Below are 23,754 nucleotides of genomic sequence, written 5' to 3'. Positions count from 1 at the left end.
ATATACTCAGGAGATCTCATCCTTCCATGGGATTGTTATAAGTACCTCGATACCCCCGTTGCTCCCGCGTGTAATGACAAGCGGATAGCCGAACTGTGTCAGCAGCCGGCGGTTGATATTCCGCAGGCCGATTCCGGTGCCTTCTCCATGTGGAGAACGGTAGCCCTCGTTCATCCAGGAAGAGAGCTGCTCATCGCTCATTCCCTTACCGTTATCGGTGACGGTAATGAGGATGGCATTGCCTTCCTGTCTGGTGGAGAGGATTACGGTTCCCCCATCTATCTTCTCCATCAGTCCGTGGCGGACGGCATTCTCCACGATCGGCTGCACAATCAGCGGCGGCAATGAAAATTCACTGACTTCAATATTATATTGGGCATTAAGCCGTTTCCCGAAACGGGCCTGCTCCAGTGACAGATAAGCCTCAATCAGTTCAAGCTCCTTTTCAAACGGAATCGCCGTTTCCTGATTGCTGAAATCAAAGCTGCCGCGCAGAAAATGGCTCAAATCGTACAGCAAATGCCGGGTTTTCTCATTGTCGCGTGTGCTCATCCAGATGATCGTATTAATGGCATTGTAGAGAAAATGCGGTTTGATCTGCGCGCGCAGCATAGCGATCTCCGAACTTAGCCGGTCGGATACCGATCGTCTCAGCTGCACCAGGGTATTGACGCGCCCCTTGAGATCGCTCCAGGCATAAGGCTTATGGATGAAGTCGTTAGCTCCGGCGCGGAAGGCCGCCTCATTGAAGTGAAGCTGCTGTCCGGCTGTGGCCATCAGGATCGGCAGATCCAGAGGCGTGTAAGTCTGGCGGATCCTCCTGCACAGCTCAAGGCCCGACATGCCCGGCATCATGACATCGATGATGCAGAGGTCGAAATCACGGTCCTCTGCAAGCAGGGCCAGTGCGTCCTTGCCGCTGCCCATACTGGAGATCGTATAATTCTCCAGCGACAGCAGGTTGGTCAGCGCCTTCAGATTGGCATAATCGTCATCCACAATCAGAATGCGGGGAGCATAGGGGCCTGCCTGTCCGGTGGAGTGCGTTACTGGAGCGGTTCTGTACTTCCATTCTTCATCCACAGCTTCCGGAGGGGCCTGCACCGGCATAAGCAGCAGCTGGCGGTCTTCCGGCTCCTCCGTAACGGCAGCGTCAGCCTGTCTGGCGGGGAGTGTGAAGGTGAAGCTGCTTCCGCGGCCAAGCGTGGAGGACACGGTGATCCTTCCCCCATGCAGTTCCACAAGCTTACGGGTAATGGCCAGGCCCAGACCCAGTCCGCCAGTCTCCAGCGAGTCGGCTTCGTTAACCTGCTCATAATCACGGAAGATGCTCTCCAGCTGTTCCTGGGGAATGCCCCGGCCGGTATCGGTGACCGTAACCGATATGGAATCATCCAGCTGAACGGCCTCAATAATCACGCTGCCGCGATCGGTGAATTTCAGCGCATTGTCCATCAGGTTGTAGAGGATCTGCATTAGCCGCTGCTCATCAGCCTGGACCAGGAACGCACCCGGCGGAATGCGGTTCTTGATGCGGATCTCGCCGTTCTTATTCAGAAACTGGAAGACTTCAATTACAATTTCGGCAACGCCTTGAATATCCACAGCACCCCAGTGCAGGGTGATGCGCTGCCGCTTGATCTGTTCATAATCAAGGATATCCCTGACCAGGAAGGCCAGCCGTCTTCCGGTTCCGAGGATCAGCCGCATATCCTCACGCTGTGAAGGGGTAAGCGGCCCGCCGGCGCCCTCATACATAGACAGTGAGATGTTGATGATAGCATTCAGCGGTGTACGCAGCTGGGTCGAAGTCTTGAGCAGGAACTCATCCTTGTCCCGGTCCTTGCGTTCGAGCTGAAGGGAGAGCTGCTTGATCGTCTGATAGGCATGCGCATGGCGTGCAGACAGGAAGAGGCCCTCGGCAAGGATGAAGATCGGGCCGGATACCGGCGGAATGGCATAGAATCCCGTGCCCAGGAACAGATTGCCCGCCAGGGAGAAGGTGAACATAATCGCGGCAATCACACCGATCAGCAAATAATAGGAGCCGATCTCACGCCGCCAGGTTGCCTTGGCCATAACATAGAAGGTATAGCAGACCGAAATGAAGCTGAAGACCAGCAGTATACTTGCGATCCGTGAGTAAATAAGGATCGTACTCATCAGTACAATAATGCAGAAGCCGAGCGAATATACGAAGGTGATCCGCCGGAAGAGCCGGGAATAGAGTGCGGGAAACAGGGAATAAGTATAGCTGGATACGAAGTAGAACCCGATTACGCCGGACATGACCTGTAATTTGCTGAAAGCTTCATAGGAAATGGAAGGAAGGTATTGGAACAACAGCTTCTCGCTGTGCGTCAGCATATAAAGAGCGATGGTGAAGCAATACATAGCCAGCTGGAGTGAAGAGTTGTCCTCTTTGCGCTGGAATCCCTGTCCCAGAAAGTAGAAGCTGATAAAAGCAAAGCCGGCCACCAGCAAAATATCGTAGGTACTGTTCCGCTGGTCTATGGCCCCTATGGATGAAGGTGTGCCGATCCGGATGGATTCGGCAATGCCGCCGTTCGCATAGGTGAAGTTGGAGGTATGAATAAGGATTTCAGCCTGATTATCCTTGGCGCTGAAAGTAAAGGAATACGGGTTGTTGCGCGGTTCCGTGCTCTGAAGGGATACCCCCGGCAGTCCACTCTCTCCCAGCAGCTCGCCATTCACGAATACTTGGCTGGCATTACGGATATTGTTCACCTTAAGGGCAAAGGCAGGAACCTCCGGCGGAAGCTGGAGCAGCAGGCGGTAGGTGGCATATCCGTAACGGGAGAACCCGGTAGTCTCAGTGCCCGGACCCCAGGCTCCGGGTACAGCCATATAAGCCGGAGCCCTCGCGGTACCGGAGAGTGTGTCTTGCGGGTCCAGGAGCTGTTGCCAATAGAACTCCCATTCACCGTCCAGCGGGAAGACAGAGGAATCATCGAAGGTACATGCGGACAAATCTATATAACCGTTCTGCCGGCTGGAGCATTTGGAAGAAGAGGCGCCCAGGAGCGGCACCAGTGCGGATGCGGCGAGCAGGCAGATGCACAGCAGGGCGAGCGCTCTTTTGGCCAGCAGACTATAATCAAATGGTTTCATGAAGACCTCACTTCGGGCTGGCTGTTGTTTCGACAAGATAAGAGTATATCCAGGTTCACGCCGACTCTGTTACTAGTTGATTTCATCATATCTCCGGCAGCTTATGCTTGTCTAGTCAGTTGACGTTTTAGCGTCAGGCGGATAGAAGTATTGTATAATTGAAACTCAATGTTATGTATAACGGCAACTATTCCAGAATGTAATGAGGAGAGCTGAGGAAATGTTCTTTTTAGATATAATGTCATGGCTGACCGAGGAGCGGCTGCGGACTCTGCTGGAGCAGTACCGCTCGCTCGGGCCGCTGCCCGGAGTTGGACTTACCTTCATGAAATCATTCGTGCCGCCGCTGCCGACCATTGCGATTGTAGGGCTTAACGGGGCGGTATACGGGTTATGGCTCGGATTCCTGTATTCCTGGATCGGTCTTGTAGCCGGCTGTGTAACTACCTTCCTGATTATCCGTAAAATCGGCAGCCACCGCTACCTGCGCAAATGGGCCGAGCGGCCCAAGGTCGCCAAAAGCATGACCTGGGTCCGCCAGAGCGGGTTCAGCTATGTTTTTCTGCTCAGTCTGTTTCCGGTAGGGCCATTCGTAGTCATAAATATGGCTGCCGGGCTTGCCGCCATGCGTCTTCGCTCCTATCTGATTGCCCTGTGCGCCGGCAAAGCCATTATGGTATTCGCGGTCTCCTACATCGGCAATGATGTGGACCGGTTCATCCGTCATCCGGGAGAGATAGTCTACGTGCTGCTGTTTATCGGAGTGTCGCTGTGGGGGGTTAAGGCGATTGAGTCCAGATTCGCCCGGCTGGCCCGGGAACGGGAATCAAGCAGCAAACCGCTACAGGGAGAATAATTCGCGGATCTCGCCGCCAGGCTCCCCTGTATCCCCAGTGTGAAGCCAGCTGTTGGTGGCAGCATTATAGCGGTAATCGCTGCTCCATTCGCCGATGCGGCTGACGATGGAACGGACGGCGAAGGCCATATGCTCCACCTCCCGGTCAGTCATGACCGGGTGCAGGGACAGGCGGACCCAGCCCGGCTTCAGTGACTGGTCGCCGGCGTGTATCGCCTGGATGAACGCCTGCGAATCCGCAGGGTCCAGCCCGAGCAGCTGATGGCCGTAAGGCCCGGCGCAGGAGCAGCCTCCGCGCGCTTGAATGCCGAAGCGGTCATTCAGCAGGCGGACGGCGAGGTTGTAGTGAATCTCCTTCAGCGTGAAGGAGATAATCCCGTGGCGCTCAGTCTGCGCGCCTGCCAGTACGGAGCAGCCTGGAATCTGCGCAAGCTCCGCGAGCAGCTTCCGGCATAGCTCCTGCTCCCGGACCACCATATATTGTCTGGGGCCGTTCATCTGATCCTTCAGTCTGATGCACAGCGCTGTGCGGATAGCCTGCAGGGAACCGGGGGTGCCTCCGTCCTCGCGCACCTCCACGTCAGCAATATAGCGCCGCCCGCCCCAGCGGTTGACCCATACCACGGTGCCTCCGCCGGGTTCATCCGGCACGCTGCCGGTGCTAAGTGCGGCATCAAACAGCAGCACTCCGCCGGTTCCGGGGCCGCCGAGGAATTTGTGCGGAGAGAAGAAGATGGCATCCAGCTTCTCCTGCGGAGATACGGGATGCATGTCGATCCGTTCGTAAGGTGCGCTCGCGGCAAAATCGACAAAGCAAACCCCGTCATGCCGGTGCATGACGGCGGCCAGCTGATGGTAGGGTGTCTGGATGCCGGTGACATTGGAGCAGGCGGTGAAGGAGCCGATTTTGAAGCGGCGGTTCCGGTAGCGCAGCAGGAGCTCCTCTAACTGCTTAAGGTCAACCTGTCCGCCCGGCCCGGATGGAACGGTGACCACATCGCCGATGCCCTCCTGCCAGGGCAGCAGATTGGAATGATGCTCCATATGACTCACGAAGATAACCGGGCGTTCCTCCGGCGGGCAGACGTAGTTCTGCTGCAGCCATTCCGGCAGCTTAAGGCCCATGATCCGCTGCAGCTTGTTCACCGCTCCGGTAGTGCCGTTGCCGCAGAAGAGCAGCGCATCTCCGGGACCGGCATTCACATGCTGCCGGATGATCTGCCGGGCTTCATTATAAGCCAGGGTCATCGTTAGCCCTGTGGTATTGGAATCGGTATGCGGATTGCTGACATAGGGGCCGAAGCTCTCCTGCATTCTGCGCTCGATCGGCTCGTACAGCCGCCCGCTGGCCGTCCAGTCGGCATACAGCAGCGGCTGGCGGCCGTACGGGGTAGTAATCATATGACGGTTTCCTATTGTATGCTCGCGAAAAGCCGCGAAATGCTCCTGCAATGATGACGGCGCCTCTGCTGCAACGGCGTGGCGGATACTCAGCACGGATAATCCCTCCAGACAATGAATCTGTTGTCGCGGATACGGAAGGGGACCGTCCTGGGAGGGATGGCGGTACCGCCCTGATATAAGGACGGCAAATCCGTTTCCGCTTGCCCTCAGTATATGCCCGCGCCTGGAATTAGGTTAAAGCCCATGCCGGATCTAATGCTGCTTAGATGAAAAGCTGAATATCGCTCTCCAGTGCGTCCTTCAGGTATGCCGCAGCGTCGATAATCTCCACTTCAGGCAGCAGCTCCTCCGGCTTGAAGCCCATAATTTCCACCGAGAGCTTGCAGGCATAGAACTTGATGTTCTTTTTGCGCGCCCCTTTCAGGAAATGAATCAGCTTCGGCGCGTTATTGTCCTCAATCATCTCCTCCAGCATCAGCTTGCCGAGACCGCTGAAGTTCATCCGCGAGAGCGGCAGCTGCTCCGGCCCTTTGGGCGTGATAACATCCATCAGCTTCTCGTAGATACTCTTGTCCTCCAGCGTCATTGTCTCCGGGTCCCGGATGAGGAATAGCCCCCAGAATGAGAAGAACATCGTAACCTCCACCTCAATATCCCTTGCGGCATTCGCCAGAATCAGCCCCGCCATGGCTTTGTCATATTCTCCGCTGAACATCAGCAGATTTAATTTTTTACCCATTCGTTAACCCTCCATTAGTATCCATAGAATGTCATTAGTATGGTTGTACGGAGGTAAAGTATGCCTGCCCGGCGAATACAGCATACAGGCAAGGATTTTCAATATTTTGGATAAAGGCAGGGATGAGGTTGCAGGATGAACATATTTTGCTGGTAGACGACGAAAAAGGGATTCTAACGATGCTTGAACTGCTGCTCCATAAAGAGGGATTCCGGCATATTTCAACGGCAGCTTCTGGGCAGGAAGCTATGGCGCTGGTCGAAGACGCTTCCTTCGATCTCATTGTGCTGGATGTGATGCTCCCGGATACAGACGGATTCGGGCTGTGTCAGCAGATCCGCAGGTATACAACGGTTCCGGTGTTATTCCTGACTGCACGCTCGGGCGATTATGATAAATTAATGGGCCTTGGCATCGGAGGGGATGACTACATTACGAAGCCGTTCAACCCCATGGAGGTTGTGGCGAGAATCCGGGCGCAGTTGCGCCGGAAGAATCAGTACGGTGCTCCGGCGGCGCCGCCGGCAGCTCAGGTTATGGATTTCGGTGTGTTTGCTGTGGATAAAAGCGCTGCTGTGCTGACCGTACATGGAGTGGATACCCCTTGTCCGGCGAAGGAATACGAACTGCTGGTTTTTCTGTGCGAGCATCCAAATCAGGTGTTCACCGCGCTTCAGTTATATGAACAGGTCTGGGGACGGGCGCTGACAGGAGATGAGAAGACCGTGGTGATTCATATTTCCAGACTTAGAAAAAGACTTGGAGAAGATCCGGCAGATCCCAAATACATAGTGAATTTACGCGGCATCGGCTACAAATTCGTTCCCGCCAGGAAGGCGGCGGCTATTCATGAAGATTAATCTGCGCCAGAGTCTTCGTCTTGTCTTATATCTCATGCTGAGTCTGCCTCTGCTTGCTCTGGTTATAAGTGGCGTTCTAGTCCTTCTAACGGAGCAGATTCTGCCGGACGAGGGGCCAGAGCAGGATCTCGCGGTATTGATCAGCTTGCCTGCCATCCTGTTCTGCTTCATGATCGTTGCCGGCTGGTCATTAGGGAAGTCGCTGTATTACATTATCCGTAGAATTGACCTTCTGGCAGGTGGAGTATATGCCGATCCGGCAGGTGACCGGAGAATCTATTCCCGGAGATCGGAGAAGCTGAAGCGGCCGTACCGGTTGTTCAAAGAGCTGATTGTCCAGCTGCAGACATTATCTGGCATACTGGAGGACAGCAGGCAAGAGAGGAGACGTCTGGACGAGATGAGGAAGGAGTGGGTCGCCGGGATCTCCCATGACCTCAAGACCCCGCTTACTTATATTAAAGGTTATTCTTCAATGATGCTGTCTCCCCAATATGATTGGACGAAGGAAGAAACCATTAAATTTCTGACGGAAATTGAACAAAAGGCCAATCACATGCAGGAGCTTATCGGTGATTTGAATTTATCCTTCCGGCTGGAGGAGCAGCAGACTCCCCTGCAGCGGGAACGGACGGATTTGGTTGAATTCGTACGGCGGATTGTGGCAGATGTGACTAATGATCCCCGTGCTGCCCGGTTTAACCTGACCCTCGAAACCGCAGAGCCCCATATTGAAGCGGAGCTGGACCCGCGGCTTCTTGGGCGGGCGCTGCATAACTTAATCCTTAATGCCGTTCTTCATAATCCTCCGGATACCCGTATTAAGATTCTTATCCGGCAGGGTGTCCGGCTGGAGATTGTTATCGCAGATGATGGAGCAGGGATGAGCGAGGAGAACGTCAGCCGTTTGTTCGATAAATATTACCGCGGTACCTCCACTGATATCCTGTCGGAAGGAACCGGACTAGGCATGGCGATTGCGCGTCAGCTGGTGCTGGCACACGCAGGAGACATCAGCGTGACAAGCCGTCTTAACGAAGGAACTTCGGTCTGCGTAACGCTGCCGCTGCATAATTAGGCTGATGTTTGTCTGCCGTTTACTCCGATTTTACTTTGGAACCCTACACTAAGAGCAACAGGGGGAATGAGTATGCTGGAGATAGAACAGGTTAGCAAGCAGTACAAGAAAGGGGTCTGGGCACTGCGGGAGATTAGCCTTCAGCTCAGGCCGGGAATTATAGGTTTGCTGGGGCCTAACGGGGCGGGCAAATCAACACTGATGAGGATTCTGGCGACCGTCTCACAACCAACAGCCGGGAAGGTCATTTGGAACGGGGTAGATATTCAGAAGAAGCCAGATGAACTTCGCCGGGTCTTGGGATATTTGCCCCAAGACTTTGGCGTATATCCCCATCTGAATCCGCTGGAGTTCCTGGAATACGCAGCCGCATTGAAAGGTCTGGGCGGCCGTCTGATGAGAAGGCGGATTATGGATATTCTGGAGCTGCTGAATCTCCAGCATACCTTGAAGCGCCCAATAGGCAGCTTCTCCGGAGGGATGCGCCAGCGGATCGGCATTGCCCAGGCGCTGCTGAATGATCCAAGCCTGCTGATTATCGACGAACCGACCTCAGGTCTGGACCCGGAAGAGCGGATGCGGTTTCGCAGCCTGCTCACAGACTTGTCCGGGGGGCGGATTATAATTCTTTCAACCCATGTAATTTCCGATGTCGAAGCTGTTGCCGGTCAGATTGCCATCCTATCCCGTGGGCAGCTTATGGCCTATTCTGATCCGGCTGTACTTTTAGGCAAGGTGCAAGGGAAGGTATGGTCCGTCCTCATCCCGGATGAAGAATATCAGGTAGGACGTAACGGCTGGCTGATCAGCGGTACGATCCGGCAGGAGAACGGGATGCTGGTGCGCATGGTCTCGGAGGCACGGCCGCTTCCGCAGGCGGTGGAAGCAGCTCCAAGTCTTGAAGAGGCCTACCTGTATGCCAGAGCCATACAGGAGGAGGATGTAAAGTGAGGATCATCAGGACTATTTCCTATATTGCGCGGGCGGATTTTCTCGAAAGGATCAGACAATACGCATTTCTGGTCATCCTCGGCCTAACCCTGCTGGCGGCTTACTTCTTTGTCCCTCCGGCAGAGGCTGCTTATGTCACTCTGGATCTGGACGGGTACCGGGGGATTTATAATTCAGCCTGGATCGGCGGCTCCGTAGCCATCTCCACCACACTGCTGCTGTCCCTGCTGGGTTTCTATTTGGTTAAGAACAGCATTGAACGGGATGAGACCACCGGAGTCGGACAGATTATCGCTTCCTCCTCTGTGAAGAAGCTATACTATTTGCTCGGCAAATGGATCAGTAACTTCGCCGTTCTGTCCGCTATCACCGTAGCTGTCATGGCAGCCTCGCTAATTATGCAATGGGTCCGGGGAGAGGAACGGGTGATTGAATGGTGGCCGCTTGTATCTCCATTTCTGTTCCTGACGCTGCCTTTCATGTCTGTTGTGGCTGCTCTGGCTGTAGGGTTCGAGACAACCCGTATCCTTAAGGGGACGCTGGGTAATGTTCTCTACTTCGTTTTATATCTGCTCTTTACTGCTGGATCGGGTGTTATGCCATTCGGGCCGGATCTCATTATTTCAGCGATGCAGAAGGACCTGATGGCGATCAGTCCGCAATCCTCCGGCTCCTATGGGATGGGAATTCTCTTTCCGGAGAAGCCGCTCCGTCTGTTCGAATGGCAAGGTGTGGACTGGACGTGGCCGCTGCTGTCGCAGCAACTGTCGATTGGGCTAGCAGCCTTTGTGCTGATTGCTGCAGCGTCTATGCTGTTTCATGGATTCAGGGAGACAGGTTACGCTATAAGAAAGCCTAAGAGGGCTGGAACGGGGCTCGCGGATGCGGATAACACAGTGTTTGATTTGCAAAAGGAAATTGGGCACCCCGTTTCCGGGGTGCATGTATCCATGCTGCCGCCTGTAGTCATCAGGGATGCCTTCCTGACCTTAATCCATGCAGAATGGCGCTTAATGATGAAGGACGCCGCTACACTACGCTGGCTTGTCATTGCCTCCGTGCTGTTCATCCTGGGACTCGCGGTTCCGATTTCCGTCTCAGCCGAGTGGAAGATCTGGCCTGCCGTCTGGATCTGGCCGCTGAGGCTCTGGTCCGGACTGGGGAGCCGGGACACACGCTGCGGGACGCAATACCTTGTAGCTTCGAGCCCGCGTTACGCTACCCGTCAGTTATCCGCGATGTGGATTTCAGGAGTTATGCTTACCTGCATCACGGGAGGAGGTCTGCTCCTGCGAATGCTCCTCGAGGGAGATTGTAAACATCTCCTCTATTGGACTGCAGCGGTATTTCTGATTCCCAGTCTGGCCCTCGCATGCGGGGTGTTGACCGGGACAGGCCGTACCTTTGAGCTGGTATACCTGATCATCTGGTACCTCGGTCCGTTCAGCAGAATGCCTTATCTTGATTTCCTGGGCACAAGGACTTCAGAGACTTCTGCAGAGAATCTGCTCATTACGAATATGGTCTATCTATTAATCAGCATGGGCTTGTTAACGGCTGCTTACCTGTCAAGAAGACGGCTGGACCAAGATTAATCACTATTAATCACGAAAAATGGAGGAAATCCACATGAAATCAACATCATTTTCCAGACACATGACCAGAATGGCGTTAATCGGACTAGGTATCGGTCTGGTAATGTTCATACTTACCCAATCTGGAGTGTTTGAGATTCCGATTGTAGTCGGCACAACCTCATACGAGGGAATGGCCTCTTCTCTTCTGCTGCTCACCGGCTTTCCAGTCCTGCTGATCCTGCTCGGTTTGATCCTTTACGGGGCACGGAAAAGGTAACACCTTCAAGTGTCAGCTGAAGAACAGACGGCTGTAATTCAGGCTGCCGTTCCCTGAACGGAAGGCACCCGGTGTCTGCCCGGTAAGCTTATGGAATACCTTAATGAAGTAACTGCCAGAGGAATAGCCGACCTGACCCGCAATGGCTTCGATGCTGCAGTCTGTTGTTCTCAGCAGCTCCACGGCATGCTCAATGCGGACCCGGTTCAAATAGTCATTGGGGGTAACACCCACTGCCTTGCTGAAGGTCCGCAGCAGATGGAATTTCGAGAGGCCCAGCTTCCCGGCGAGCTGCTCCTGGCCGATCATGGAGCTGTAATTCGCTTCGATGAACCGGACGCATTCCCGGATGGCCGGCGGCCATCCAGCCGCGTCGTGCGGACCGCCGGAGGTGTGTCTGCCGAGCTCCATCATGAATTGATGAAGCAGCGAGGAAGCCGAGTAGGGATCGGTAATCCGTCCGGCGTGGGCTTCACGGACGATATCGCGCAGCATGCGGACCGGCGGGCTTCCGGAATCCAGGGCCGGGGTTGCCCCGATTCTGGACTTGATATCATTCCAGAGCGGCAGCAGCGGCTCCGGCCGGAAGAGCAGGAAATAGAACTCCCACGGCTCCGTACCGCCGGGATAATAATACCGGTGGCTGCCGGGAATCTCAGCCATGAAGGCCTGTCCGGGGCCGATGTTGAAGCTCTCCCCGTCAAGCTCATAGATCCCGCTTCCCGAAACGGTGTACTGGAAGAGCAGCAGCGGACCATCACTGCGCTCCAGGCCGTTCCAGTGATAATCCGGGCTCAGCTCAACCGAATGCCCGGCTGCAAAGAGATTCAGCAGCGGCAGCCTGTCCGGCTCACTGAAGCGGAAGCCGTAGATGCCCAATGCTTTTGTACTGCTCACAGCAACTCCTCCTAAAAAAAGCCCCCATGCGGGAGCTTCAAATTCAAATATAAGAATTTATATGTTACACGCTATAAATTATCCTTCTATTTCTCGCTGAAACGGATACCGTCCTTCAAAAGGACGGTATCGATACCGTCCTTCAAAAGGACGGTATCCGTTTCCACTTGAAAGATTAGTGTGTTATTCTCTGGTGCTGTCCTGCGGCTCTGCTGCGGACTCAGCCAGACGGGCGTTATCAAAACGGCGGGCGGACAGCCAGATGCTTCCGGTAAAGAGCACGATCAGTCCAAGAATAATTCCGAAACGCCAGTCTCCTGCTTTGAAGTTCAACTGGAGAACCGTAAGTACCAATGCCACCTGGGTCCAGACGAGTGTGCGTTTGCGGAAAGCTGTAATATCTCCGGCCATCTTCGGCATGCCGCGGATAATGCGGTAGGCAAGTATGGCCAGGATCAGCGCAAATATAACGGTTCCGGCAATTTCGCCGGTAGTTAATCCATTCATGTTCTCATAATCCTTTCGGGTTAACTTCAGTCTCACCTTTATTATAACGAACGATCCCCCGTTTATGAAGCCAGCTTGCGGATTTCGTCGGCAGGCAGCGGAGGGAAGAACAGGAATCCCTGAATATGCGGGCAATCATGCTTCACCAGGAAGGCGAGCTGCTCCGGCGTCTCTACCCCTTCGGCAATCAGGTCATAGCCAAGCTGCGAGGCGACGAAGACGATGGATTTGATGATGGTCTCGTCAATGGAACTGACACCGATGCCGGTGATGAAGGTCCGGTCAATTTTGATTTTGTTCACGGGAAAATGCTTCAGGTAATTCAGTGAGGAATATTTCGTGCCGAAATCGTCAATGGAAACGATGATTCCGTGATCGCGCATCTGCTGCAGCAGCGGATAGTGTTCTTCAAGCAGTGCGGTACTCTCTGTAATCTCGAATTCCAGCATATCGGTATCCAGTCCGTACTGGTCAAGCACAGAGAGCAGATTCTCGATCAGATTACGGTTGTAGAACCAGCTGTTGGAGATATTAATCGATGTCCGCAGCAGCGGCATTCCCAGGTTCCGCCACTCGCAGAGCTGGCGGCATACCTCGCGCAGCACCCAGTCGGTGAGCTGGATCATCAGACCGGCCTCTTCCACGGCGGCGATGAAGGTGCCGGGCCCGATCAGACCCTTCTCGGGATGGTTCCAGCGGATCAGCGCCTCCATACCGATCATTTTACCTGTGACGGCATTGATCTGCGGCTGATAATACAGCACGAATTCTTCCCGCTCCAGTGCAGAATGCAAATACTTAGCGATCATCGTCTTCTGCTCCAGCTTCTCGCGCAGCTCCCAGTCGAAGATGAAGAAGTTGGCGTCTTCCTGTGTCTTGGCCTGGTACATGGACATATCCGCGAATTTGAGCAGATCATCTTTATTCTTCGAATGCTCAGGGTACAGGGAGATGCCGATGCTGGTGGATAAGCTGAGATGTGCTCCGGAGATCAGCAACGTCTGCGAGATGATTAAGCTAATCTGTTCGGCAACCACAGGGATTTGCTCACGCGGCAGGTCAGGGAAGATCATGACGAATTCATCTCCGCCGGTACGCGCGAACAGCTTGAAGGGCAGATCACCGGATTTCAGCCGGCCGGCCAGTGTTTTAATCACCTGATCTCCTGTAGAGTGTCCAAGCGTATCATTGATTTCCTTAAACCGGTTCAAGTCGAAAAAGAATAAGGTATAAGTCTGAGTCGGGTCAGAACATTGCAGCAGCCGCTCGAATTCATCCATGAAATAACGCCGGTTCGGAATGTCCGTCAGACTGTCGTAATGGGCGAGCTTTTCATATAAACGCTTGGAGATGCTCAGATCACGGGTCCGGAGACTGACTACACGCTCCAGCTCACGGTTGAACCGGCTCTGATGCCATGAGACATAGAGAATGAAAGCAATTACAAGCAGGAAGGCAATATCGATCCACAGCACGCTGCGGAACACTTGCCATTTCTTATAGGAGGGCAGGGATATCCCCATCAGCCAATGCTGATTATAGGCCTGAACAGGAACGGTAAGCTGCAGGTCATCGGCATTCGATTCATTGCCAAAGAGGAACGTGTGGTCCTCGGCTGTAACATATATATTGCTGTCCTCGAGCGCAAGCTGGTCCACAATGTTATCGATCTTCACTGTAACCGAGACGATGCCCTCGAAAGAGTTGTCTTTGTAAATTGCTTGCCGGATTACCATTCCATAGCCGCCTTGGGCTAGTGTACGGGGCCCGTCTACCGTAATGCCGCGGGAGCGTATCGTTTCTTGGATCATGCCGGAGGAGGCCAGGGAGGCATCCAGCAGCAGGCTTTTGCCCAGAATCGCTGTATTGCCTTCAAGAGGGTAGAGGTAGCGGATAAGACCGTCAGGAGCGATCATAATGTTCGTGACATGGCTTGAGTTGTTGTTGTGTGCCGTTACCAGATAGTTATTAATGAGTGCGGGATCAGCATCGAAGCCGACCGTTTGAATAAAGGAGCTTACGCCTTTGACAATTGCCACTCTCTCCTCAATATTTGAGGTCAGCATGACTGCCTGTGAGGACAGATCGGCCTTCTCAGCCCTGTATTCCCGGTTCACGGACAAGGAATAATAATAGAACAGCGAGAGCTGCAGGACGACTAAGAAGCCGACAATAATCGTTAAAGGCTTTTTATTAATGAAAGCCATGGATTGCCTCCGATACCCGAAAGATTAAAGCAGTAGATTTGCTATTCATAAAAAGCGGTTACTGCACCGCAGAAAAATGTCGAGATATGTCGTAGGTGTCTCTATAGCATGTCATTTTTATCGTCTTTGCGCAAGGAAAAACCTAACAAACAGCCGTGTAAATTCAAAACGGATAAACACCTTCTGCCTGGGGGCAGCAAGTATTTATCCGTTGCTCTTAAGATTGAGCCCAAGTAGCTTGAGCTTGAACCTGTAATTATTTCTTGAAGATGCCCAGCGGTGCGCCGATCGGCAGGAAAGTACGTCCGAAATGAGCATTGAGCACAGATGCGCCGCAGCCGTAGAGCGATACAATTCCGATAGCCATTTCCGCAACGGCAGCCAGCTTGTGGAAGAATTCCGCAGCGACTCCGAAGGAATCCATAGCGAGGCCGAGGAACAGGAAGTCGATGAGAATGAAGATGACCAGCAGGACGCGGTTCGCTTCAACAGCGCCGAGCGTCATGAACAGGGTGAACACAAGATATCCTACAAAAACAAATCCGAGCTGCTTGGGATCAACGCCTTCTGCCAGCACCGTACCGAATACCCCGAGCTTGATCAGCCAGCTTGCGCCCATGCCGAACCAGAAGAATGCATAGGCACCAAAAGCGGTCATGCCAAAGGTATTGTTGTGCTTGGCATCCTGAATGGATGCGAACAGCTGGGCGAAGGCACCGAGGAAGATAGCCCATGGAATAGCGTAGCTTAGACCTGTTGTAATTTCGAGCTTTTGTGAAGAAGCGACCAAGGTGACGATAGCCAATCCGAACAAGCCGATGGCGCTGGGGTCGGCGGTGACGATTTTGACGGATTGAGTTGTTTGCGGTTGCGCTGACATAACAATTAAAGCCTCCAATTTTCATAATTGTTCGCATAGGATAACAGCACCCGGAGCGGGTGCTGTTATCAGCTTGCCTATCATATCATATACCCGGTAGCTTGCCTATAAAATTACTGCTTATTTTGACTCCGAAAAGTAATTTTTCTGCGCTAAAAAAGAATAAAGTGCCGTGACCTGGAGAGGCCTGCTGATATAGTATCCCTGCAGCTCGTCACTGCCCAGCGCGCGCAGCATGTCGAACTGCTCCTTATGCTCTATGCCTTCGGAGACGACCTGCAGCCCGAGGTTATGGCTTAGCTCAATAATCGCCTTGACGAGCACATCACCCGGCGGGGCCGGGGACATCTCGGAAACGAAGGAACGGTCAATCTTAATGACATCGACAGGGAAGCGGCGCAGATAGCTTAAGGAAGAGAAGCCTGTGCCGAAATCATCAAGCGAGATCCGGAAGCCGTGGGCTCTAAGCTGCTGCAGCGACCGGAAGATGCTGTCCCCGGAGACCAGAACGCTCTCTGTGATCTCCAGCTCCAGACTCGAAGCAGGCAGTTCATATTCATGGAGCAGATCGAGCAGCAGCTCAAGAAGGCCGGGCTGCATCAGCTGCAGGGCAGAGATATTAACCGCGGCGGTAACTTCCAGCCCCCGGCTGCGGAATTCACGCATATCGGAGCAGACCTGCCGCAGTACCCAGCCGCCAATGCCGACAATCGAGCCGCTGCTCTCCGCCAGCGGGATGAACTCGGCCGGTGAGATACTTCCGTAGCTCGGACTGGTCCAGCGCAGCAGCGCCTCCACCTTCGATACCTGTAAAGTGCCTGCACCAAGGATAGGCTGATAATGCACCTCGAACTCGTTCGCCACTGCGGCAGAGAGCAGCTGCTGGGCCAGGACCTTCTTGCGCCGGATCCCTGCCTCAAGATCCTCTGAATACAGAAAGATGTTATTGCGGCCTGTCTCCTTGACATGGAACATGGCCAGATCAGCCTGTTTGACCAGATAATCGGCATCTTCACCGTTCTGCGGATAAATGCTGATGCCGATACTGGCCGTATTATATAGAAGATGCCCCTTGATATGGTGCGGCATGGAGAGGGCCTCCTGAATCCGTGACAGCTGCATATGAATGCTTCCGGCATCGGGGACATCGGAGAGCAGAATGGTGAATTCATCCCCGCCAAGCCGGGAGACCACATCGTGTTTGCCGACAACCTGTGAGATCCGGAAGGCCGTCTCCTTCAGGATGGCATCCCCGAAATCATGGCCCAGAGTGTCGTTCACCGTCTTGAAATGATCCAGATCAATAAATACCAGGGCAATCTGCCGGTTGATTCCTTTGGCCGCGGCGATGGCTTCATTCAGCTTGGCAAAAAAGAGTGAGCGGTTAGGCAGCTGGGTCAACGGGTCCAGCAGGGATTGCTGCCGCAGCTCGTCCTGCACCTGTTCAAGTGAATCGATCATCCGGTTGAATTCAACCTCCACTTCGCCGAATTCATCCCGCCCGGTGCTGGGAATCCGGATAGACAGATCCTTGCTGCTGCCGATAGCACGGATATTTCTTACCAGCGATGACATCCGGTCCAGAATAAACCGGTTGACGAAGAGCATGCTTGCGGCAAGCAGCAGCAGCATGGAGATGAAATAGAGCATGCGGAAGGTGCTTATGGTCTTCAGTCCGCTATTGTAGAGCTGCCGGGGCTCCTTCAGGGAGATGATCAGGCCCGGATCACCGAACAAATCATTCACCGCCGTATGAATCGACATCATACCGTCCGAGACCGGACGGGTCCAGGTCGGCTGGCCTCCGCTCTCCGCAAGCAGCGCAGAGGTGGCGCGGGACACATGAATAGTTGAGAGGGTGTCCTTCCAGATATGCGAAATCTCTTCCGGGTGTAGCATTCTTCCGGCAACAGCCGTTCCAATCACCGGCTTGTCACTGCTGCTGCCGGCAATCGGCGTGAGCGTAATCAGCATAGGACCCTTATCCAGAATAACAACGCCGCTCCTGCTCTCTTCGGTTCCGGTGAAAGCAGGCAGACGGCTGTGGATCAGCTTGAGAAGAGTGAGCTGTTCCTGTGTCAGGGGGGTAACACTTCCTAATGCCAGATCGTAGGAGCCGCCATATATTGGACTGCCGTTCAAATCCAGCAGGGCGATCATATCGAAACGGTTGATTTCATAGGTGGTCTGGTCAAAGCTCCTGGGGGTGGGGGCAGTACCGCCGGATAAGGCCGGGCCGGTATTTCTTACGGATTCCATGAACCTGTAGGTTTCATCCCACACGGAGTAATTGAGAAGTCCGGTCTTCATGTCCTGCAGTTCTTCATTATAGGAAGCTACAGCTTTGTTCAAGTTGCGCTGCAGCTGCGCCTCGTCCAGCTTCTCGAAACGGTTAAGCAGAATCATGTGAAGAAGCAGATAGGTAGTGCCTATTCCGAGCACGGCTACAAAGCCAATGAAGATAAATATTTTTTTGCGGAGTTTCATGGTGTTCCCCTTTAATATTTTAGACTTAATAGGAAATAAGTACCATCTATAATAGTGTACCACGATTAGGGAATATTTTGCAGCGTAAATCTCCCCAAAGTGTCGAAATTTGATGTATAATAATTTAATGATAATTATTATCAAATAATAATTGAAGGAGATAATCCTTGGCATGATGGAAAAATGGACGATTTTTAAGAAAGCCTCACGGTTTGGAGTTATTCCCGTTATGCTCATACCGGTTGTCCTGGGAACGGTCGGGGCATATGTATGGCAGGGAGTATTCCATCCGTTTTTGTTTGTTATAACCTTTGTCGGAGCAGCTGCGGCACACTTATTCTCCAACATGGTGAATGATTTATGGGACTTCCGCAACGGAACCGACACGGAGGCGCATAATACACCTGAGGCCATCTCTACGAATTCCGGTTTCTTGTCCGGAGGAATGATGCGGGAGTCGCTATTTGCGCTTCTGACGTGGGGCCTGCTGGCCGTTGCGGCCGCCTGCGGCTTACTGCTTAGCTTGTACAGCGGCTGGGAGATACTATGGTTTGTCGCCGGCGGTGCACTGATCGCTTATTTCTATGTCGCGCCGCCGCTGCGCTTCGGCTACCGCGGCAAGGGCTACAGTGAGCTTGCGATCTTCCTTGCGTTCGGATTGATGCCTGTTCTGGGCGCCTATTTCGTTCAGACTGGTGAATTCAGCCTGAAGCCTGTCCTGCTGTCTCTGCCGATCGGGCTTCTGACAACGCTGCTGCTGTTCAACCACCACTTCCTGCACTGGAGAGCTGACCAGCAGGCCGGCAAGCGTACGCTTGTTGTAGTCTGGGGCGAACGCAAAGCATTGATTTTCTCTCATGTACTGCTCTATATCTCATATGCATCCCTTATTGTTTGTGTACTGCTTGATGTACTGCCGGTGTATGCGCTGCTCGCCTTGCTGACGGCCATTGCACCGGTGCATGTCTACCGCAACCTGCAGCCGCAGAATGCATCTGCCGCTTATCTGCCGCTCATGGGCGCCTCACAGCGGGCCTCTGTGCGCTGCGGGATGATCATGGCGGTGGCACTGCTTATTCAGGGACTGGTCTGAAACCGGAATTTACTACATTACAGAAAGCGGGAGAACCCATGGACAAGAACAAACCAATTAGTGAAGAAGTGCAACCGGCTGAGGTCAAACAAACCGTAATCGGAGATTTCCATACCATTCTGACGGAGGGTAAGGTCTGGAGAACCGGCGGCTTCACGCTGCCTGACGGCTCGTTCTGGGCTTACCGTGAACCGGAAGCTGTAGTTATTGTACGTAATGGATATCTGTATGTGCGGGCTCAGCTGAGCCGCCAGAACGACCATGTGCAGATTCTTGATAATGCCAAGCATATGTATTATTCGGCCCAGCCGGTAGAAGTGCCTGAAGAGGGGGAGATCAGCTTCGAGCTGCAGATCCGTGCCCGTACGCAGGGGACAGCGCCGGGCGATCTGTATGACGGCTATGTTTCGCTGAATTTACTAGATTTCACAACAGGTGCCGCGCTCGATTTCTTCGCCGGTAACGATAAATATGCCAGTGTGTATGGAATTCTGCCGTTTCCGGGTGTAACAGTACCCGAGACCGGGGGAACCAAATACTTCTGCATTTTCACAGAGGATACCGGCTTCAAGGCGCGTGAATTCAATACTTACAAAATCACTTACCACCGGGGCAAAAACGAGGCTATATTCTTTGTGAACGGTCAAGAGGTGCGCCGCGAGCAGAATGTGCCAGTTAAATTCAACAGCTTCACTATCGCTTTGGGCATTATGACCGAGAAGGATCTGACGCCGGAGGGCAGCGTATCCGCACACGGGCAGACGGTAATCGCAGAATGGTCACCGGTGACGGTTACAACCTCTGCAAAGTAACAGTGCGCATCTAACAGATAAGGATGAATGGCCGTGAATATAAAAACCTTCTTCAAGTTTGTCGAGCTGCCAACGAAGGTAGCCAGTATGCTGCCGCTACTGCTGGGGACACTCTATGCGTTATACCGGTTCGAGGACTTCTATATCCTGCGCTTCGCGCTGATGTTTGTATCGCTCCTCAGCTTCGATATGGCAACAACGGCGATCAATAACTATTATGATTTCAAAAAAGCGGCAAAAACCCACGGCTACGGGTATGAAACCCATAATCCCATCGTCCATTACAAGCTGAAGGAAAGCACGGTGGTGGCGACGATCGTCATTCTTCTTGTACTTGCGGCGGGCGGCGGGATCGCTCTGGTCTCCCAGACGGGACTGATTGTATTTCTGCTCGGCGGATTGTCCTTCCTGATCGGCATCCTGTATTCCTTCGGGCCGATTCCGATCTCGCGGATGCCGCTGGGGGAACTGTTCTCCGGCCTGTTTATGGGTTTCGTCATTATCTTCATCTCGGCCTACATTCACTCAGATCAGGCGGTGGTGACCCTCCTGCTTCAGGGCAACTGGATCAGTCTGCACATTAATTTCCTTGAGGTGCTGTATCTGTTCTGGTTCTCGGTACCGGCCATCCTCGGGATTGCCGGCATCATGCTGGCTAACAACATCTGTGATATTGAGGATGATATGGATAACCGCAGGTATACGCTGCCTGTGTATATCGGACGCAAAAATGCGCTGCTGCTGTTCAAGCTGCTCTACTATGTTTCTTTTGTGGATCTGATCGTGCTGGTCCTGCTTGGCATTCATCCGGTACTGGTGCTTCTGCTCTTGCTGACACTGATTCCGCTGCGCCGCAATATCGCGCGGTTCCAGCAGGAGCAGCATAAAGGTACGACCTTCATTCTGTCCGTCAAGAATTTCATGCTCATGAGCGCGGCAAGAATCATAGTTCTGGGTATAGCTGTTATATGGGTCTCCATCTGGCCTGCTTAGAGATATACCCGATTCTATGATATTGTGTTTATAGGGTATACGCGGAAGAACTTATATAAGGAAGGTGTATAACTATGACACAAAAGCTTCGTTGGGGAATTATGGGCTGCGCGCAGATCGCCACAGGATCGGTAATGCCGGCCATCCAGCAGTCAGAGACCGGAGTGATTACGGCGATTGCCAGCCGGGGGCTTGAGAAGAGCAGCGCTGCTGCGGCCGAGTTCGGTATTGGGAAGGCTTATGGCAGCTATGAAGAACTGCTGGCCGATCCGGATGTCGATGCGGTCTATATTCCGCTTCCGAATCATCTGCACTATGAATGGGTGATCCGCGCGGCAGAGGCAGGCAAGCATGTCCTGTGCGAGAAGCCGATTGCCCTGGACAGCCGCGAGGCAGCCGGGATGGTGGAGGCTTGCCGGAAGGCGGGAGTTCACTTGGCGGAGGCTTACATGTACCGCCATCATCCGCGGATCACTGAGCTGCAGGAGATCATAGCGGGTGGCGAGATCGGGGAACTGCGTTCCATCCGCGGCACGTTTACCTATAACGATGCAACGGATACTTCCAATATCCGCTTCAAGTCTGCCTGGGGAGGCGGCTCGCTGTATGATGTCGGCTGCTACCCGCTTACAGCGGCGCGGCTGCTGTTCGGTACAGAGCCGGAGGCCGTAACTGTGCAGGCGCTCTTCTCACCGGAGCATGATAATGTAGACATGATGGCCTCCGGCCTGGTTGAGTTCCCCGGCGGGCGGAGCCTGATCTTCGATTGCGGCATGTGGGCGTATAACCGCCAGCTGCTGGAGGTGCTTGGCACAGAAGGCCGGATCGAAATCCCGATGCCGTTCAACGCCAGGTTCGACGATGCACAGTTCTTCGTGTATGGCAGCAGCGGAGAGCCCCGGCAGGTGGAAGCCTTCGGAGCCAATCCTTACGTGCAGCAGGCGGATCATTTCGCCACTGCGGTTTTCAGCGGCAAGCCCTGGATCGCCGAAGAGGACCCGGTGCATAATATGAAGCTGATTGAGAGCTGCCTGGAATCTGCCCGGAAGCGGGAAAGAATCAGCTTGGTGTAGCCGTCACAGGAGATAATAAGCTCCCTTCATGAATAAATATTCTTTCAAAGAGAAACGGATACCGTCCCATGGGCGGTATCCGTTTCTGTATGTCTTTATGCTCTAGTGCAACATCAGCACTAAGGAATTGAATTCATTCAACAAGGCAGCAATGTATGTTTCAGTTCCAAGTGGAGACTCAGTGATAGTTGTATAATGTGCAATTAAAAACAGCGAAAAGGCAGGCGTGCATCTAATAACTGTAGTCTGTACAACTAAATCTGCCCGAATGGTGAGAATCAAGGTGCACACGGCAGTTTAATTGTACGAAGTACAACTAAACAGATAACCGTTTGTAAATCAGACGATTTAGTTGTACAAAGTACAATTAAGCATACCGCATATATCGTAATCGGTTGACTTCTTCAGAACTTATATTGTGTTAAGAAGAATTTCATCCTCGTTATCGCCCCGGTTGAAGGCTTCGCGGTCGAATTCACCTTCAGAATTGGCGACCAATAGGGCAGTAACGGCAGTTCCTGTAGCATTGACAGCAGTACGGCCCATATCGATAAGCGCTTCTACCCCTGCAACAATGGCTATCCCCTCCAGCGGCAGGCCGAGTGCCGTTAATACGACGGTTGTTGAGATTACAGCCGGTCCGGGTACTCCTGCTACCCCAATGGAGGAGATGATACTGACCAGCACCAGTGTGACATAGTCGGTTCCGGTAAGCTGAATTCCATAGACCTGAGCCGTAAACACAGCTACAATAGCAGGCCATACGCCCCCGCATCCATTGAAGTTGACAGATGCGCCGAGCGGAGCAACAAAGCTGGAAATCCGCGGTGAGACATGCAGACGTTTCGTAATAACCTCAAGATTCACCGGAAGTGTAGCATAGCTGCTTCTGGTGGTGAATGCAACGGTTAGCGTCGGGTAGACCTTGCGGAAGAAGCGGATAGGATTTACTTTGACCACGAGCAGCACGAGTCCGCCAAAGACCAGCACAAAGTGCAGAATCAATGCGACATAAGAGGTTACAATGACACTGCCCAACTCCTGAAGGGTCTCCCATCCATATCGTGCCGTAATTCCGGCAATCAGCGCGAACACGCCGTAAGGCGTTAACCGGATTACAAATTTGACCACCTGGTGCAGCACCAGGGTCAGGGATTCGATAAGATCGCGTACAGGCTTAACGGCCTCCGGCTTTTTGGAGCCGATTTTGATAATGGCCACCGCCAGGAAGATGGCGAAAATAAGCAGCGGTACAACCTTACCGGTAGCTGCTTCATTAACAGGATTGGATGGGACGAGATCAAGGATAACCTGTGAGAATGTAGGGATTTCACGGGCGGTGAAGCCCTCCGGCACAGCTTGTTGGATACCTTTGCCCGGATTGAGCAGCAGAGCTACCGATAGTCCGATAACAGAGGCAATCCCGGTTGTTCCGAGGAACCAGGCGAAGGTCTTGATTCCGATCTTGCGCAGGTATTCAAGGTTGGTTAACGAGGAGATGCTGTTTAATACCAGAATGAATACCAGCGGCACAACGAGCATGCGGATCAGACTGACATAAATACTGCCGAAGGTAGTAATGGCATTGGTTTCGAATTCGAAATATTGAAAAAAGATTCCGGCCAGCAGCCCGATTCCGAGCCCGATCAGGACCCGGGTGCCGAAGCCGACCCGTTTGCGTGCCAGGAAATACAGGATGCCAAACACAAAAATAGAAACCACGAAGCCATACCAGTTTGTCTCAATGGCTGATAATAGATTGTTGTCGATGTTGTTCATTCCCGTTATAGACCCCCTAAGCCTAGTTTTTTGATGCGAATAATGAGATCAAATGTATAGACAAATTTTATGATTGTCAAGGTATAAATATGTTAATTTTATTTAATCCGATAAAACAAATAGGATAAATAAAATTTCAATTGACAAGGGAT

General features: G+C 53.0%; 19 protein-coding genes. 10 read left to right on the top strand and 9 right to left on the bottom strand.

The genetic code is table 11. The annotated features are described in order from the left end of the window. Positions 1–6: 6 nt before the first annotated feature. Positions 7–3,132 (bottom strand): ATP-binding protein, encoded by a 3,126-nt coding sequence (locus QW71_RS25250; RefSeq protein ID WP_039305602.1) that lies wholly within the window; start codon positions 3,130–3,132, stop codon positions 7–9. A gap of 220 nt (positions 3,133–3,352) precedes the next feature. On the opposite strand from QW71_RS25250, the gene QW71_RS25245 reads away from it, so the two are divergent. Beyond that, positions 3,353–3,988 (top strand): TVP38/TMEM64 family protein, encoded by a 636-nt coding sequence (locus tag QW71_RS25245; protein WP_039305599.1) that lies wholly within the window; start codon positions 3,353–3,355, stop codon positions 3,986–3,988. On the opposite strand, the gene QW71_RS25240 is transcribed toward QW71_RS25245, so the two are convergent. Both QW71_RS25240 and QW71_RS25235 read right to left on the bottom strand, forming a co-directional pair. Then, entirely contained in the window at positions 3,974–5,485 is a 1,512-nt protein-coding gene (locus QW71_RS25240; RefSeq protein WP_039305597.1) for an aminotransferase class V-fold PLP-dependent enzyme, read from the bottom strand. The two genes, QW71_RS25245 and QW71_RS25240, sit on opposite strands and share 15 nt — an antisense overlap. A 169-nt stretch (positions 5,486–5,654) precedes the next feature. Continuing rightward, positions 5,655–6,131 (bottom strand): DsrE/DsrF/DrsH-like family protein, encoded by a 477-nt coding sequence (locus QW71_RS25235; protein ID WP_039305594.1) that lies wholly within the window; start codon positions 6,129–6,131, stop codon positions 5,655–5,657. Positions 6,132–6,259: 128 nt separating this feature from the next. On the opposite strand from QW71_RS25235, the gene QW71_RS25230 reads away from it, so the two are divergent. From QW71_RS25230 to QW71_RS25210, 5 genes are all read left to right on the top strand, one after another. After that, on the top strand, positions 6,260–6,991 hold the full coding sequence (locus QW71_RS25230) for a response regulator transcription factor (protein ID WP_039305591.1): 732 nt from the start codon (positions 6,260–6,262) through the stop codon (positions 6,989–6,991). Then, complete coding sequence (locus QW71_RS25225; protein ID WP_039305587.1) at positions 6,981–8,069, top strand: sensor histidine kinase KdpD; 1,089 nt, start codon at positions 6,981–6,983, stop codon at positions 8,067–8,069. The genes QW71_RS25230 and QW71_RS25225 overlap by 11 nt, the downstream gene beginning before the upstream one ends. A 72-nt stretch (positions 8,070–8,141) precedes the next feature. Next, entirely contained in the window at positions 8,142–9,020 is an 879-nt protein-coding gene (locus tag QW71_RS25220) for an ABC transporter ATP-binding protein (RefSeq protein WP_039305584.1), read from the top strand. Continuing rightward, entirely contained in the window at positions 9,017–10,615 is a 1,599-nt protein-coding gene (locus QW71_RS25215; protein ID WP_039305581.1) for a hypothetical protein, read from the top strand. The genes QW71_RS25220 and QW71_RS25215 overlap by 4 nt, the downstream gene beginning before the upstream one ends. A gap of 34 nt (positions 10,616–10,649) precedes the next feature. Then, positions 10,650–10,874: a hypothetical protein gene (locus QW71_RS25210; protein WP_039305579.1), complete on the top strand. Its 225-nt coding sequence runs from the start codon at positions 10,650–10,652 to the stop codon at positions 10,872–10,874. A gap of 12 nt (positions 10,875–10,886) precedes the next feature. Here QW71_RS25210 and QW71_RS25205 read toward each other — a convergent pair whose 3' ends face one another. The 5 genes from QW71_RS25205 to QW71_RS38225 form a co-directional block, all read right to left on the bottom strand. Then, positions 10,887–11,771: an AraC family transcriptional regulator gene (locus tag QW71_RS25205; RefSeq protein ID WP_039305576.1), complete on the bottom strand. Its 885-nt coding sequence runs from the start codon at positions 11,769–11,771 to the stop codon at positions 10,887–10,889. A 183-nt stretch (positions 11,772–11,954) separates the two neighbouring features. Beyond that, complete coding sequence (locus QW71_RS25200) at positions 11,955–12,278, bottom strand: hypothetical protein (protein ID WP_039305573.1); 324 nt, start codon at positions 12,276–12,278, stop codon at positions 11,955–11,957. A 62-nt stretch (positions 12,279–12,340) separates the two neighbouring features. Next, on the bottom strand, positions 12,341–14,485 hold the full coding sequence (locus QW71_RS38230) for a bifunctional diguanylate cyclase/phosphodiesterase (RefSeq protein WP_052770199.1): 2,145 nt from the start codon (positions 14,483–14,485) through the stop codon (positions 12,341–12,343). Between the two features lie 256 nt (positions 14,486–14,741). Further along, the gene (locus tag QW71_RS25190; protein ID WP_039305570.1) at positions 14,742–15,365 is read right to left on the bottom strand and encodes an acetate uptake transporter family protein; all 624 of its coding nucleotides are present in this window, start codon (positions 15,363–15,365) and stop codon (positions 14,742–14,744) included. Between the two features lie 120 nt (positions 15,366–15,485). Continuing rightward, positions 15,486–17,852, bottom strand: coding sequence for an EAL domain-containing protein (locus QW71_RS38225; protein ID WP_052770197.1), 2,367 nt, complete (start codon positions 17,850–17,852; stop codon positions 15,486–15,488). 172 nt (positions 17,853–18,024) lie between these two features. On the opposite strand from QW71_RS38225, the gene QW71_RS25180 reads away from it, so the two are divergent. From QW71_RS25180 to QW71_RS25165, 4 genes are all read left to right on the top strand, one after another. After that, positions 18,025–18,945, top strand: a complete 921-nt coding sequence (locus QW71_RS25180; protein ID WP_235441545.1) for a prenyltransferase — start codon at positions 18,025–18,027, stop codon at positions 18,943–18,945. 38 nt (positions 18,946–18,983) lie between these two features. Next, positions 18,984–19,757, top strand: coding sequence for a DUF6081 family protein (locus tag QW71_RS25175; RefSeq protein ID WP_047013975.1), 774 nt, complete (start codon positions 18,984–18,986; stop codon positions 19,755–19,757). A gap of 33 nt (positions 19,758–19,790) precedes the next feature. Further along, on the top strand, positions 19,791–20,750 hold the full coding sequence (locus QW71_RS25170; RefSeq protein WP_039305675.1) for a 1,4-dihydroxy-2-naphthoate polyprenyltransferase: 960 nt from the start codon (positions 19,791–19,793) through the stop codon (positions 20,748–20,750). A gap of 74 nt (positions 20,751–20,824) precedes the next feature. Then, entirely contained in the window at positions 20,825–21,823 is a 999-nt protein-coding gene (locus QW71_RS25165; protein ID WP_039305567.1) for a Gfo/Idh/MocA family protein, read from the top strand. Positions 21,824–22,234: 411 nt separating this feature from the next. Here the strand turns inward: QW71_RS25165 and QW71_RS25160 are convergent, their stop codons facing one another. Further along, positions 22,235–23,602: a dicarboxylate/amino acid:cation symporter gene (locus tag QW71_RS25160; RefSeq protein ID WP_200905973.1), complete on the bottom strand. Its 1,368-nt coding sequence runs from the start codon at positions 23,600–23,602 to the stop codon at positions 22,235–22,237. Between the last annotated feature and the right edge of the window lie 152 nt (positions 23,603–23,754).

The organism is Paenibacillus sp. IHB B 3415, from assembly GCF_000802655.2.
GTDB classification, from domain to species: Bacteria; Bacillota; Bacilli; order Paenibacillales; family Paenibacillaceae; genus Paenibacillus_AQ; species Paenibacillus_AQ phytohabitans.
This window is presented reverse-complemented; position numbering and strand designations above follow the sequence as displayed.